We start from the raw sequence: 13,967 nt of genomic DNA on the forward strand, positions 1-13,967 counted from the left end.
CGGATCGTCGATGGTGGAATGGAACAGTCAATCTCATGAAGTATAATGCTGTTTGAAGTGAGTAATGATCAGCTCCGCAGCTTGATCCGAACGATCTACCCCAGAAGCTAGTGCTGCGTCGTATAGTCCGCCCGGGTTTGCAATCTCAATTTCGAGTACATAGGGATAAGCCATATCCATCCCGAAGAAATTGATTCCGTGTGCCATCAGCTTTCTACCGATCAGCTCGGCAAGCTCGATTTCACCGGAATGCAGTTCCACCGAAATCAGCGTTCCCCCTTGCGTTATATTCGACCTGTGATCGTCTGGATTCCCTCGTCGACCGTGCCATGCAACCACCTTCCCGCGAACAACGATCACGCGCTTTTCGCCTTGAGCTACTTCCGGGATAAAATGTTGAAGAATAGCGTACTCTGCCCTGAAGCCGCCTAGCCCACCACTCGTTAAGTTCTGTACGTCGGTATTTCCGGTAAGGCATTGGAGGATAGTTCGAACGTTTGGTCCGTTCGGAGGAAGCAGAAAGACGTTCTGCCCGCTACTCGTATTTGGCGGCTTCGCTACCCATCGTTGATCTGGCGCTCCCCGATATCGTTCCCAGAGTAACGAGAAATCGTTCGATATATACGAAAAAGCTCTGTTCTCTTTCGGCAGCAGATAGCCCAATGCATGTTTTGTATTTAGAAACATAAGACCTTCGATGCTGTTCACAAAGGCGGTATTTTGGGAAGCGAGCCACAGCATCTGCCAGACATCGCGGGCCACGCGATCTAAGGGCTGAGTCATGACCCAGATCAGCTGAAACTCGTCAAGAAAATATGTAGCTCGATCGCCCCGTGCCGCATCGCCAGGAAAGTACGGATCATCGTCTCTGGTTACGAGCACTCCTCGTGTGAAAAAGCGATAATCATGCGCCCCGACGGTGTTGATCTCGCCTAAAATTACCTCGTACCCCAGACGACGGAACGCATTCATGATAGGGGCATCATTTTCGCCTAAACAATTGAGAGTCTTTGTGAGTATGAGCAATCTCATCACGTTCTCCTGGTGAAAATGAGCAAATCTAGAGTTGACTAGCCGGATTGAGGTGTGTCGGAGGTTTGTTCAAGCCGCTTGCGACTAGGTTTGTCTTTCGGCCAAAGATGACTCGAATAGGTCGATGCCTTGATTAAGTGCATCCGGGTCGATCGCAGTTGCTGACCGAATTTTACGACCTGATCAACGGGGCTGCATCGTTCGACAACAAAAGCCCCTAAGGCCTTGCGCCGCTAACATCTGGGATTTGGCGATCAAACCCCTATCCCGTGCTTGGCCTCAAGCAGTAAAGCTGTTTCCGTGCTCGGGACGCAAGGCCCTCTGATCGACGCCGCATAAGGCCCTCCTTGCGTTGCTCCCGCGAGCCGCAATTCAGCGCTCCCAAGCAGCGGACAGGAAATCAAACTTTCGACGCCCTTCCTTAGCAGCACGGAGCCACGAGCTCGACTGTAAGTAGCAGGAAGGCAACGTGAATATGACCGGTCGTTTGATTCCAGGGCTTCAACGACCCGTCGTCCGCCCGCTGACCCTGCCATGGTTCGTTTCCTCTGCAAGTAGGTGATTCAATGAACAAGTACATTCTCAGATGAGAGAATGGTGGATATGCAAACGGGCCGCTCGTATGGTGCAGGTTGCACGACGCGTGTCTCTCGAAAGGCCGTTAGAGTACCTGAGCATTGGAAACAACGAACCTATCAAGTCTAGTAGTACTACTGGGATGCTGAACTACGTTTCTGCCATCCAGCGCTTATCGATGGCGCGGCATAGAGAGCATTCGAAGTATTTTCGGCGAGCGCGGGCATTTCTACCTGTGTAGGACGCACCTCGGTCGCAATCGATCGTTGTTGACCTGTTTCTTTTCGGGCGCGCAACAAAGCTCTGCCACTCGGCCCTCTCAACTGCATCGACGTTCCAGTCGACGCGTCGCCTCATGGCGATCCGCGGACTATGTCGTTTGAACTCTTGGGATTGAACGAAGCCGCTGGCGCGGCATTGAAGTTGTTGCTGGAGTGGGAGTGCCAACAACCTTCCTGCCATTGGCAGGCGGAGCTTCGACCCATGAGGTCGGATCAATAATGATAGCAACCAACAGCATCTCGACACTTCCATGGGACGATGCCGGGGCGCCTTTCTGGAACTCCGTCGCACTCGTTGAAGGCCGTTACCGGGCCTCTCGCGCCAGGGTTGTCACGAGTGACTTTTCCGCAACGCCTAACCATTGACAGCACGTAAAGTCGGCAACCTACTTTCCCCATTTAGCAACGTCCGTGCCATATCGCGTAAGTTGTGCGTGCATTTGAGCCTGGCGACCGTCGAAGATCATCGGCCTTGAATCTCGCCCGTTGCCCGGGCGTGGCAGCGGCTCGTTCAATCCGGCTTCTATGAGGTCGCACGCACGACAGAGCGCGCGGCTCGTACCTGCCACGCGACCTCATAGAACCCCTCCAGATTCCCAAATCAGCGTGTTTCTGATTCGCCATGCTGGCTGGGCGGAGTCCAGCCGGGATGGGCAAGCCTCATTCTCGATCTCCGAAAGCGTATCGTGGCCGCGATCGAGGCCAGAATGTCTCGCAATAAAACCGCCAAGCTGTTTGGGTCGCGATCAGCACGACAATTGGCTGGATGAAGCGGGTCGATGAGACCGGCAGCATTGCTCCGGGCCATGGCCTGGCTGTCGCAACGGATCAAGGCCGGCGATTTCACCATACGCGGGTTCGTAAGCGGCCTGAAGGGTTGACTACCACTCGGTGTGGGACTTCAGAAGCTCAGCTTCAAAAAGTAGCGTCGTGGCTGGCAAACCTCCCGCAGCCGCGCGGCGGCGAGTCCAGTGGGCAAAGTATTAAGGTCGCGTTGAAGCTGAGCGGCTGGTCTCCATCGAACCCGACCGACATGGCCCCTTTGTGGGGATGGGCTCCGCGCTGGCCCAGACTCCCCACCAAGGTTCCCCACGGCCGCTGGAAGACCATGACCTTCCTGGCCGCATTGCGCCGTGATCGGATCGATGCGCCGTGGTTCATCGAGGGACCGATCGACGGCGAGAGCTTTCGGACCTATGTGGCGAAGGTCCTTCCTGCCAACACTTCGTCCCGGCGACGGTGCAAGAAGAATCTTTCGAAGAACGCGGAGCGTGGTCGGGTGCTGACATGTGTCCGGCCTTTTGCTGCGGCTGTCACATGCCGCAGGCCCGTATGGGAGTTCGCGGAACGGGTCCAATTCAACTTTGCGTGCTCGAGGCGCGTATCCATGATCTGGTTTTCCCGATTCCTGTCTCGTAACCGTTGCGCCATACTCTCCGGTTGACCTTCTCACACTCTCACGGTCCCTGCCGCGGAACTACTTCGCCGCAGCCGGAGCCCGATAGGTTCCGCCTCTCGCCATCAATGGGCGACGATCACCAGCATGGGCGGCTTGCGGGTAAGCATGCGCGCAAGCCAAGGATCCGCTGTCGAGCCTTTGCGCATTGCCCAGCGCACGGCCGCGCTCGCGCCGATGATCAGCAGTCGTCGCAGGGTTCGTTCGCCCATACGTGACCTCTCGCCGAGCTTCTGCTTGCCTCCGGTTGAGCGCTGCAGCGGGTAAGCCCCAGCCATGCCGCAAAGTCGCGTCCCCTCTTGAAGGCCAGGGGTGTCGGCGCCAGGGCAACGAGCGCCGTAGCCGTGATCGGCCCAATTCCCTGGGATCGTCATTAGCCGCTTCGCTTCGGCATCCTCCTTGGCGCGCCGGGCGAGCTCTCGGTCGAGCAGCGCCACCTTCTCGTTCAGCGATCGCAACTGCTCGATGAGCAGCCGTAGGACCGGTCTAGCCAACCCAGGAATGTCTGTGTCATGGCCGATGATCGCGGAAACGAGTTTGGTAACATGGGAGGGACCTTGCGCCGCTACCACCCCAAATTCGGTCAGATGGCCGCGGAGCGCATTGATGGTTTGGGTGCGCTGACGCACCAGGAGGTCGCGGGCGCGAAACACAATGGCCGCAGCCCGTTGCTCCTCGCTCTTCACCGCCACGAAACGCATCGTCGGCCGCTGGGCGGCTTCGCAGATTGCTTCCGCATCGGTGGCATCATTCTTCTGCCGCTTTACGAAAGGCTTTACATAGTCTGGCGGAATGAGTCGCACCGCATGCCCCAGTCTCCCGATTTCGCGCCCCCAGTAGTGGCTGCTGGTGCAGGCCTCCATGGCGACCGTGCAAGTCGGCTGCGCGGCAAGACATTTGAGGACCTGATCCCGGCGCAGCTTCTTGCGGAAAAGCACGGTTCCTGATCCATCCGCGCCGTGCATCTGGAACACATTCTTCGCGATATCCAACCCGATTATGCTATCTTCCGACATGGACGCCTCCGTTCAAGTGATGGTCGACACCACTTTGGCACAGCGATGCCGTGAGGGGACGTCCACCCCATCAACCTCGGCAGCCACAGAAGCAAAGCCGTGCGCCAGCTCATTCGCTCCGCCGGAGCCAAGCTGTTCTTCCTCCCAAAATACTCACCCGACCTGAACCCGATCGAACAGGTCTTTGCCAAACTCAAACATCTGCTCCGAAAGGCCGACGCCCGAACCGTCGATACGGTCTGCGCCGCCATCGGTGAAGTCCTGACGGCATTTAGCATTCACCCCTATAGAACGCGCCGAACTATCTCGAAAATTCAGGCGATCGAACCTAATGCCATCACGCTTTTAGCAGGAGTATCGAGTTCAACTCCGTGCACATTTCGACGATTGCTTAGGGATTGCGGCCGTTCTCGAATATTTCTCATTTGAAGGCTTGTGCGCGACTCAAGAACAGCCTGCCAACGCATACCGTTTTGTTTACTGGCTATCAGGTCGTTATGACAAGGCCTGCCGATAGAGCCGTTACGTTGCGGGAAGTTCGGCGCTCTTCCAAGATCGACGCAAGTATGCTCCGCAGGCGACGGCTGAAGGTGTCAGCCAGTAAATGCGTAACTCCAACACGCGATTGGATCTCTCAAGTCGTGGGCGCTAGTGTGTGCGGAGGTTCTGCATAGCTGCGTGGATCGCTTCAATAATTGCAAAGAAGCTTCAAAGGCGGCTTCGCCGTCCTGGCGGAGCACGGCCTCTTTGCTAAAGGCGTGACAGCTCGGGCGACTCCGGTCGAGTTATCCCGTGCCGCAGACAAGTGTTGCATCCCATTCTGCAGAGCCGTATTGGCCCTTAAACACCGGGCCAAGATGTTCTTTGACGGTGACGCCCAACCGAACGTTTCCACTGATGGAGCCATCGTGTGCGAATTCACCGTCGAACTCATAGGACAGGGAAATCGGCACCTTCTGGTGCGCAGCCTCGAACCGAACACGACGGCCATGAACCTCACCTGATATGACGCCGGAAGACGATCCCGTGTAGTGGACACCCGATATGAGTTCGCCGTTCTGCTGGATGGTGACTTGGTGGGGCGCCGATCCATGAAGGAACTGCCCCGAGACATCGACTTCCGGAGGGAGGGTGAAGGCTGGTTGAGCGATGAAATGAGGCTCACGAAACGCTCTGGCCGAAGCCCGGCCGGCGGTCTCAGCCTCCTCTCTGGAGAGATTCACAGGGTCCAGTGTAATCGAGGTCGGCGTGGACCAGAAATCGTGGATCAGAATCCGCGGTCTGCGTCGTAAAAGCGTCAGCCTTAAGCTTTCCGCATCAAACGGAACACGGCGCGCATCCCAGGTGACCTTCAGTCGAATAGCTGTCACAGAACCCGTCCAAGACTGCACTTCCGTAGTAACGCCTGGCAGCAAGCTGAGGTGGACCTCGATCCGCTTCACTCGCGGAAGCCAGTCGTCGCGTTCGTTTTTTGCCGAGCGGAAAGTGATCCAGCGATTGAGCGCGAGTACGGCCCCGACCACCTCCTCCTTGCCGACTTTCATTGACCGGCCAAATGCCTGGTGCGGCGCTCCATTCCACCAGATCGCTTTACAGAGCCGCTCCTTACCAAGCACGATCGCAGAGGATTGGGTTCCGCGAATATACTTGCCGCCCGCGTATACCACCAGGTTGGCTCCGTTCTTGATCCAGCGGTCAGGCTTTCCTGGCGAAAGCTCTGCGGCATTGACGAGAATTGGCACGTCGTCCTCGCGCGCGAAGGGTAGGAGCGAGCTTAACGAGAATGGTGAGGCAGCGTCCATGTGATCGAAGAGGCAGATCATCGCGACGTTACTATCCAACGCCTTTTCCAACTCGTCTGTGGTGGAAATACTGACAATCTGGGCGCCGGCAACGCTGATCGCTTGCTCGTAGGTGGATCGTTAATCGAAGGGGATCAACACTTTATTCCGCAGCCCGATGTGTCCGGAAACCGCAACATTAGCTATGGATTATTTCTGGCAATGCATGCAGCAGTGGCCAACGAAAGCGCAACTGCAGTCCCAGCCGTGATGACACCCCATTCTGTCTCGGTGAGTTCAGCCAATCGTCGGCCCGCGGCCTCCGCGAACTCGCCATGTCCAGGAAAGCCTCGCCAGCAGCGTTCATTGCGGAGATGGTCTCGTCACTCGGATTACTTGCACCATAAATCGAGCGGACTCCGGCGCATTGGATGAAGGGCTGGACGCCGATTTCGCGGTAGACCCAGCCACGCGCGTGGTTTCCCCGGGACAGATCGCGTGCTTGTAGAAATTTCGATCGCGTCCTCACTTTAGTCTCCTCATTGCAAGTACGACGAGGTGCCCAAGATAGAGTGCGATAAGAACAAGCTACACGATGCCAGACGTCTCCCGCACTCGGGGGGCCACATGCGAGCAATTGTTGCGACAGACACCAGAAGGCTCCGGAAGGCCGCTTCGGGAATAATCGGACGGAACAAGGGTGATTGCTCTTACTGTATTGGCGCCTGGTCGGCGCCGCATGGATTGAACACCGCAGAGCCAGCGGCCATGCAGGAGTGGTACTCGCAGCCGCCTGGACAAGCACGTCCGTAACCGAGCTCGTGAACGGAAAGCAGATCTCGTGCCGACAAGGCGAGTGCATGGAGCTTTGCTGGCGAGCCTACAAACCTGGGCCGATGATCGATAGAGGTCTTCTGGATAGGTACCGATACCGGCGATGGTAGATGCCCACCAAAAGACGGCTCGCGCGCTACGGTCATGCCTGCCGCGCACACTCTTAATCTGCCGGCCGGCTGCTCAAAGGGACCGCGAAGTTGCTGATGATGCGAGCGGAAAAGATGCCGATTCCGTGTACAGGGCTTTGCTCGTGAAGGCATACGAACTGAGGTCAGGTGATCGACAATGAGGAGCAAAAGCAGATTTTGCCGAAAGGGGGAAAGCCCCTAGCGGAATGAAAGGTAGGTGAAGAAGCGAGAGGGCGAGTTAACGCCATATCGAATGACAAGAGCACCCGTAAGAAGAGCCCATCGGACGACCCGCAGAAGTTGGCAGAATGGCTAAGCCTCATTGCGCCTGCTACGAGTAGGGCGGCTGCGATCACGGGGCAAAAGCCGACGCATTGCTCAGCTGAACTATCAGCACTGCCGGCACGGCCGCTGCCGGTCTTCGCAACATCTACGTCGCAGTCCATAGTGCGATCAGCCGCGTCTCCGTCGAGGTGATCTGACAGATCAGCCCAAAGCGCTGTCACGCCGCAATGGGGTGCCAGAAGTAAGCTCGCGATATCGTCCGCTGGATTGCAGGGGTATTTCAGCATCTGATCCTCACTTGTCGTCTTGTCTCGATGTTAGGGGAGGGCTCCTGCGTTGAAAGATGAGCTCCGCAATGCGCAGATCTTCGACACTGTCGATTCCGCACCACCTGAGATCTTTACACCGGGCTGCACCAAGCTGCAGACCCCGCTTTTCGATGAGATAGGCAACAAGCTCGTCAGCGTAGGCTCGTATGGCGCCCGACGTGACAATATCGTCTAGCGCTGGGACGATCGTTGTTTTGAGAGTCGGTGCCGAAAATCGAAGCAGATTCATCGTCTTGAATAGCCTTGGGCCTTCCGCAACAAAGCCGGCCGCAGCTTTGCTCATGCAAAAGCCCGATATGAAGCCGCTATCCGACAACAAAACGGCCGCCCCTTGCGTCAGCTCGCCTAAGGGAGCTACTGCGGCCACATCGGGTACTTCGCTGGCCATCAAATACCGCAATGCATCCTGTTCGAAGAAGACATCCCCCTCTAAAACGAGGCAGTCTCCAGCGAGCAGCACGTCACGTGCCAGCCACAGGGAAAAGGCGCTTCCGGTGCAGTCGAATACCGACGTCTCGAGATAGTTGATTTTGAGTTCGCCAAAACGCCTCCCGCAGGCATATTGAATGGCGTCCTTGCGGTAACCGACCACGATGGTCACCTCTTCGACGCCAACGGCCTCCAGGTTTCGCAGGGCATTGTGAAGGATCGGGGTGCCATTGACCTCGACCAGTGGCTTCGGACAGAGATCGGTCAGCGGCCGCAGCCGCGCGCCCAATCCAGCGGCAAGAATGACGGCGCTTTTTGGAACATTGCGAGTCATTTCAGTCCTTGCCGTCCTCGAATGATGTCGGGCTGCCGTTCCGTGGTATTGAGGACTGTGGCCAAATGTCTCTTGCCTCGGCTGTTTGGCCGACTTTCTAGGAAAGGACAAACCTCCGCAGGCTCCGAATGCCGTGACAGATGTGGCCTCTTGACCGTAGGTCCCGCTCCCGGAGGGTGCGTGTCGCGGGTGGACGACGCTGCCGCGAGCCGCATCCCGCCGTAAGCAGGACGGCGGGCTCGGAATCTGGGGGCAAGGGCAGCTCTAATCATTCTAATCATATAGGCACTCGTAAAACCAAGCTTAGCTCCACTCGTTCAGAGCTGTGGTCAGGCGCCGCAAGCCTTTGCCGAGCGATTCTAAGTCGATGCCGTAGGAGAGCCGGAGACCGGAGGAGTCACCAAAGGCTGTGCCCGAAACCGTTGCCACGCCAGCGTTCATCAGCAGCGCGTCAGAGATATCATCGGGGTGGAATTCGCAGCCATTGGCCGTGGGACGCCGCTGGAACCCGCTGAGATCGAGGTAGAAAAACAACCCGCCTTGGGCAGCAGGCGGCGACACCTGTTTCAGAGTTGAGAGAATCGAGATCCCGAGTGCTCGCGCGGCCGAAATATGGCGCTGCAATTCCAGTTCGAAGGCAGAATCGCCAGATTTGAGATGATACAGCAGCGCATGCTGCGCAATGACATTGGGATTCGAAGTTGTTTGGTTTTGTAGCGCCTTAACCGCGCTGATAATGGCTTTGGGACCAGCGAGATAGCCAATCCGCCAGCCGGTCAGGGCCAACGACTTCGAGAACGAATTGACGATTAATATACGAACGCGTGCTTGCGGCGCCACCGATAGGATCGAATGATGCGTATGTGGGGGATGGGCGAAAGCCCCGTAGCATTCATCGAAAATGATCCAGAGGTTTCGTTCCGTTGCGAGTTCGGCCATGCCAGCAAGGGTGTCGCGGTCGTATACCGTGCCAGTCGGATTGTTGGGCGTGTTGATCACGATCGCCTTGGTTTTTGAGGTAATGGCCGCGGCAAGATCGGTAAGCCTCGGTACGAAATTATTATGGCGACTTTCGACAAACACTGGCCTGCCCCCAGCTAAAACGATCTGTGCCGGGAAAGTCGTCCAGTATGGGGCGGGGATCAGTACTTCGTCGCCGGGATTTAGAAGGGCCAGGGCCGCATTGAAGAGCGCCTGCTTGGCGCCGCTCGTCACAGCGATTTCGTCTGCTGACCATGGCTGAGCCGTCTCGGCGGAAACCTTGCAAGCAAGCGCGCGGCGCAGCTCCAGCAGCCCGATCGGGTCGGTATAGCGGTTCAGGTTGCCATTGATCGCTGCAATCGCGCCCTCCCGCACCGATGGGGCGAGTTCGCTCCAGATCTCTCCTGCGGTCAGATCGATAATGTCCTCGCTGCGCGCGGTCCCCTCCGTTGCGGCGGTCCTAGTCGCAGTGCGGCCCCACAATTTGACCAAAGCTGTCCGGTGCGCCAACACGAGCGCTCTCCCTTAAAATTTATGGGATCGTTGCTGGTTGGCCGGATTCTGCCAGGATTTGAGCAAAGAAACTCCCCGGTACTGAACAAAAACACACAGCAGAGCTCCTGCTTAACCGTTATCTGGACCCAAATGACTTCGGTGCGTTTCCTCGGTGCCTAGCCGTCGAGCAAGGTGATGAGACGGAAGCGCAAGCCGTTGCGGAATAGGGGCTGGTCGTGCCAGTCAATGATATCTCCACGAGGACGAACAGGGCTGCGCTAGAGATTTCAGTGGTGGGTGACAATGATGACCGGTGCATGGCGTGGGTCCGTCAAAAGTTCATGAGTCCTGCGGCGTATGGGGACCTACTATTTCTTGTCATCAGGCGGGAGATATCGCGCTTCCGCACGGACGAGTTCGTCGTACCCCAATAGATTGAAAACCTCGTCGAGCGTCGCAATATGGGGCTCGATACTCGCGATGCCTTCCCTAGCCATGATGCGACCGCAGACCCTGCGCATGGCAACTATTGCAGCTCGCATGGAGTGGTTGGCCCAGATTACCGTGGAGATGCGCGCATCGCGATATGCAGAGACTGGCGTTTGATAGTATTTTGTTGGGATGATCACGATGGGCAGTCGGTTCTGCCAGGCACTCGCAAACTCAAGGATCTCCTCCGCTGTGCTCTTTCGCGAGTGAATGAGAATCGCGTCAGCTCCCGCATTGGCGTAGGCGTGAGCACGCGAGACCGCTTCCTCCATTGGACGACCGGCAATCAGCGCTTCGATCCGCGCCACGAGAACCAAGTCTTGCCCAACTGTATCCCTGACGGCTCGCAGACGGCCCGAGAACTCTTTGATGTCGGCTATGGCATGTCGCTCGCCAACGAACGAGTTCATTTTTGGAAAACAGCTGTCCTGCATCGCGAGGCCCGCGGCCCCACGTTGGCGGAGTTTGCGCGCCAGGAGACGCGCATTGTTGAAATTGCCGAAACCGCTATCGCCGTCAACGAGCACCGGCAGCTCGGTCGAGTCCACGATGCGTTCGACTACGTCGACGAGTTGGCTCCATGATGCCTCGTTGGCATCGCGGTAGCCGAGAGAGGAGGCAATTGATAGGCCCGAAGCCCACAGAGCTTTGAAACCGACGCGCTGAGCGATCGCTCCCGAAAGCCCATCATGGACTTCCATGAGAAAGGAGAGGTCGTCGTTGGAGCAAATCTGAGATCGAAGTATATCGGCAGGCAACGTTTTCACGCCTCGATCGGGCCCGACTTCGCGAACAGATCTATGTTTCATGCCGAATGTCCTAAGGGCCGACCTGTGCGCCTTGTAAGCACTGATTGGCACGTCTCTGTCGGCTCGATCAATCGCCAACGTTAGTAGTTGACTGGCACGCAAAGCTTCCACGCAAAGCTTCGGATGTCGGCAGCGGGGGCATGGATGGAATTCCATGCTTCTTGGAGGTTGGCGACAATTGTACTGCGAGATCGTAAGTGGGGCGGCAATTGCATCTATGCTCCGGAACAAGAGCTCGGGTCGCTCGTGTGTGTCCAGCTCATAGCACCGCGCGTTCAGCTTTTTGTGCGAGCGGAAAGTCGTATGCGCCCTGTATCAGAAGATTCCTTCGTCTACGTCGAGGGATGACGTTACTGGTGCAAGCAGTACTGTCGCAATTCCGACGTATGTCGCAGTGCTTCAAATTGGTTAAGACCGGTTAATCTCTTCAAGTACTTGTCTTGACGACTGAGTTTCCCGAGGGGCGCGACTGGTATGACACTTGCTGAGCTCGTTTCGGTTCCTTTCAGGTTTTTGGAGAAGCGGATGCTCAGTGTCATCTACATTAATCTGGTTCCGGAGCTTTCTCTAACCGCCGCGCAGCTTGTCGGCAATTTCAGCAAGCGTCAAGGCGGTGACCAGCATCGAGCGGTTCGTTCGGCTCGGGCTGAAGGGAACGGTGGTCGTGGTCGAATAGCTCGAGGGCAACCGCGGCGTTCTCACAATAGGCACAGCAAACGGGCGGCATTCCTGACCGAAGGTCGGGTCGTTTGGATCCGCGAGCGCCCTGCGCTTCAAAGATCACGTCCGCGCGGAGTTCGGCTCGCCGCCGGTCACGCATGCGTTGGCAGTCGCGATGCGCAAGAGCCAACTGGCGATCGAGTCCAGACGAATTCATCTTCGCTGCCAAGCGCATCAATGGTGACGTCAAGCAGCTGGAGCTCGGCTCCCTCAGGTCGAGCTGCGCACTGCGGCTTGAATGCCTGCCGAACACCGGCAGTCGTGATCTCCACCTACGCGCGATCGGACAACAAGTGGCTGGCGGTGGTTTGGCGTGGCGGGGAGACCGACATGGCTATTCTATCTGGCGCGAAGTATCGGCGCAGGCGTCTCCCGCGCGATCCCCCATCATTTGGGTGCCCACGGAAGCAGTACGGACACTGCCAGGCAAACCGGCGGAAACGAGCCGTCGGTCCGACTTTGCCCATATGGGCAGTGAGTGGACATCGCACTCGCGCTGACGGCCCCTTTCGGACCCTAGCCATCGCCGCACCTGTGCGACTGCCTTGCGAGCTGGAGTATGTCAGGAACGCAACGAACCTCGATCTGAAACAGACTCAATCGAACGGCGCATAGGGGCCTTTCGGCTCGATCGCGTGAGGCGCCCATATGGATCTCTTTAGCTTCGTCGAATGCGCTAATCAAACGCAATCTCTCAAAGCGCTGTTTGATCTGCTTGTGAGCTGTGCGAGCGAGGTGGGGTTTACTGAGGTCGCTTACGGAGCACTCACTTTCGCGGAGCCGCTTCGTCTGCCGGGGTGTCCACCGCCTCTGGTAGCTATGAAGGTTCCGCCTGACTGGTGCCAGCGCTATTTGGAACGCAAGTACTACGCGGTCGATCCGGTGGTCCGGCGGACACCGATGTTTGCGGGCCCTTTTCTATGGGATGAGCTCGCAAAAGAACATCAACTGCAACCATGTGAACAACGTATATTACGGGAGGCCAGAGAGGCAGGCCTGAAGAATGGTGTCAGCGTCCCATTGTTTGGGCCGTCAGGGCGAATATCCGTGATATCATTCGCGTCCCGTTTTGATGATGCCGATCCCCAGAGGAATGTGAGGCATCTCAAAGTGCTGGCTTGGCAATTCCATATTGCATTTGCGGAGATCGCAAGGCCCTCGGACAGTGGCTCGAACACAAAAGTGAGCCTATCTGAGCGCGAAAAGGATTGCCTGCAATGGGTCGCGGAGGGCAAATCGTCCTGGGAGATTGGGAAAATACTGAGCGTGAGCGAGAATACGGTGAATTTCCATGTGAAGAACGCAATGCGAAAGCTCGGCACGGCGAGCCGGACTCATGGGCTTGTAAAAGCGATTCGTCTTGGGCTCATTGCATTTTGGGAGCCTGCGTTGGCAACGCCGATGGTCGCCTCAACTGGTATTACGTCCGCTGCATACGCCGCCACAAACATCACTTGGTGCAGAACATGGTGCACGAACAGCAATGTCCGCCGATGCCTTGCGGCGAATTGATGGCGCGAGTTCGCCCCAATTTTCGCGGCAATCAGGGTCGCTAACGTGCTCCTCATATGAATCGGGCGCGGGCAGATAATCCAGGTCTCACACATCGGACCTTGCAGATCGCGTTTGGAGAGGTGAGTGCAGGCGTGCTTGGCAGGCCTAATCGAAACGTCGTCTGCTGTGCGCAATGATTGCCGAAAGCCAAAAGCAACGGAGTTAATGCTATCAAGATCGCAAAAAAAGCCGCCCGTCGCCGCGTGTGATTTGCTTTAAGACGCTGCATTACCGAAGCCGAAGCTTTTGCACAGACCGTCAGTGACACACTCGAGCGTAGTCGTGGACTCGGCCACACTATGGCGCATTGCGCACGCGGTGTGCCTCAGCACATCCAGCAGGCCGATGTATCCCTGAAATTTCAGAACGGACATGAAGGACGTTAAAGCGGGCACATTTCAGAAAACAGAGACACCTAAGTGATCTTGCGTTCTT

7 protein-coding genes and 1 pseudogene are annotated in these 13,967 nt (G+C 57.0%); 2 read left to right on the forward strand and 6 right to left on the reverse strand.

All coding sequences use genetic code 11. The features are described 5' to 3' along the window. Window positions 1-33: 33 nt before the first annotated feature. Together KUF59_RS07445 and KUF59_RS07450 are read right to left on the reverse strand one after the other, a co-directional pair. Window positions 34-1,032 carry an ATP-grasp domain-containing protein gene (locus KUF59_RS07445; protein WP_258769075.1) on the reverse strand — a complete coding sequence of 333 codons (999 nt, stop codon included), beginning with the start codon at window positions 1,030-1,032 and terminating at the stop codon, window positions 34-36. A gap of 2,378 nt (window positions 1,033-3,410) precedes the next feature. After that, on the reverse strand, window positions 3,411-4,361 hold the full coding sequence (locus KUF59_RS07450; protein WP_475647871.1) for an IS110 family RNA-guided transposase: 951 nt from the start codon (window positions 4,359-4,361) through the stop codon (window positions 3,411-3,413). 72 nt (window positions 4,362-4,433) lie between these two features. Here KUF59_RS07450 and KUF59_RS07455 point away from each other — a divergent pair. Continuing rightward, window positions 4,434-4,637 (forward strand): annotated as a pseudogene (locus tag KUF59_RS07455) (transposase); the annotation flags it as partial. 509 nt (window positions 4,638-5,146) lie between these two features. Here KUF59_RS07455 and KUF59_RS07460 read toward each other — a convergent pair. From KUF59_RS07460 to aepX, 4 genes are all read right to left on the reverse strand, one after another. Continuing rightward, window positions 5,147-6,202, reverse strand: coding sequence for a hypothetical protein (locus KUF59_RS07460; RefSeq protein ID WP_258769076.1), 1,056 nt, complete (start codon window positions 6,200-6,202; stop codon window positions 5,147-5,149). Window positions 6,203-7,686: 1,484 nt separating this feature from the next. After that, the gene (locus KUF59_RS07465) at window positions 7,687-8,484 is read right to left on the reverse strand and encodes a phosphocholine cytidylyltransferase family protein (RefSeq protein WP_258769077.1); all 798 of its coding nucleotides are present in this window, start codon (window positions 8,482-8,484) and stop codon (window positions 7,687-7,689) included. 303 nt (window positions 8,485-8,787) lie between these two features. Continuing rightward, the gene (locus KUF59_RS07470) at window positions 8,788-9,978 is read right to left on the reverse strand and encodes a pyridoxal phosphate-dependent aminotransferase (RefSeq protein WP_258769078.1); all 1,191 of its coding nucleotides are present in this window, start codon (window positions 9,976-9,978) and stop codon (window positions 8,788-8,790) included. A 350-nt stretch (window positions 9,979-10,328) separates the two neighbouring features. Then, the gene (gene aepX, locus KUF59_RS07475; protein WP_258769978.1) at window positions 10,329-11,195 is read right to left on the reverse strand and encodes a phosphoenolpyruvate mutase; all 867 of its coding nucleotides are present in this window, start codon (window positions 11,193-11,195) and stop codon (window positions 10,329-10,331) included. Window positions 11,196-12,626: 1,431 nt separating this feature from the next. Here aepX and KUF59_RS07480 point away from each other — a divergent pair. Further along, entirely contained in the window at window positions 12,627-13,490 is an 864-nt protein-coding gene (locus tag KUF59_RS07480) for a helix-turn-helix transcriptional regulator (RefSeq protein ID WP_258769079.1), read from the forward strand. Window positions 13,491-13,967: the final 477 nt, after the last annotated feature.

This window comes from Bradyrhizobium arachidis, from assembly GCF_024758505.1.
Classification (GTDB): Bacteria; Pseudomonadota; Alphaproteobacteria; order Rhizobiales; family Xanthobacteraceae; genus Bradyrhizobium; species Bradyrhizobium manausense_C.

Coding starts and splice junctions, on each gene's coding strand:
- KUF59_RS07465 (WP_258769077.1), bottom strand. CDS start 8,484: ATGACTCGCAATGTTCCAAAAAGCGCCGTCATTCTTGCCGCTGGATTG.
- KUF59_RS07445 (WP_258769075.1), bottom strand. CDS start 1,032: ATGAGATTGCTCATACTCACAAAGACTCTCAATTGTTTAGGCGAAAAT.
- KUF59_RS07450 (WP_475647871.1), bottom strand. CDS start 4,361: ATGTCGGAAGATAGCATAATCGGGTTGGATATCGCGAAGAATGTGTTC.
- KUF59_RS07480 (WP_258769079.1), top strand. CDS start 12,627: ATGGATCTCTTTAGCTTCGTCGAATGCGCTAATCAAACGCAATCTCTC.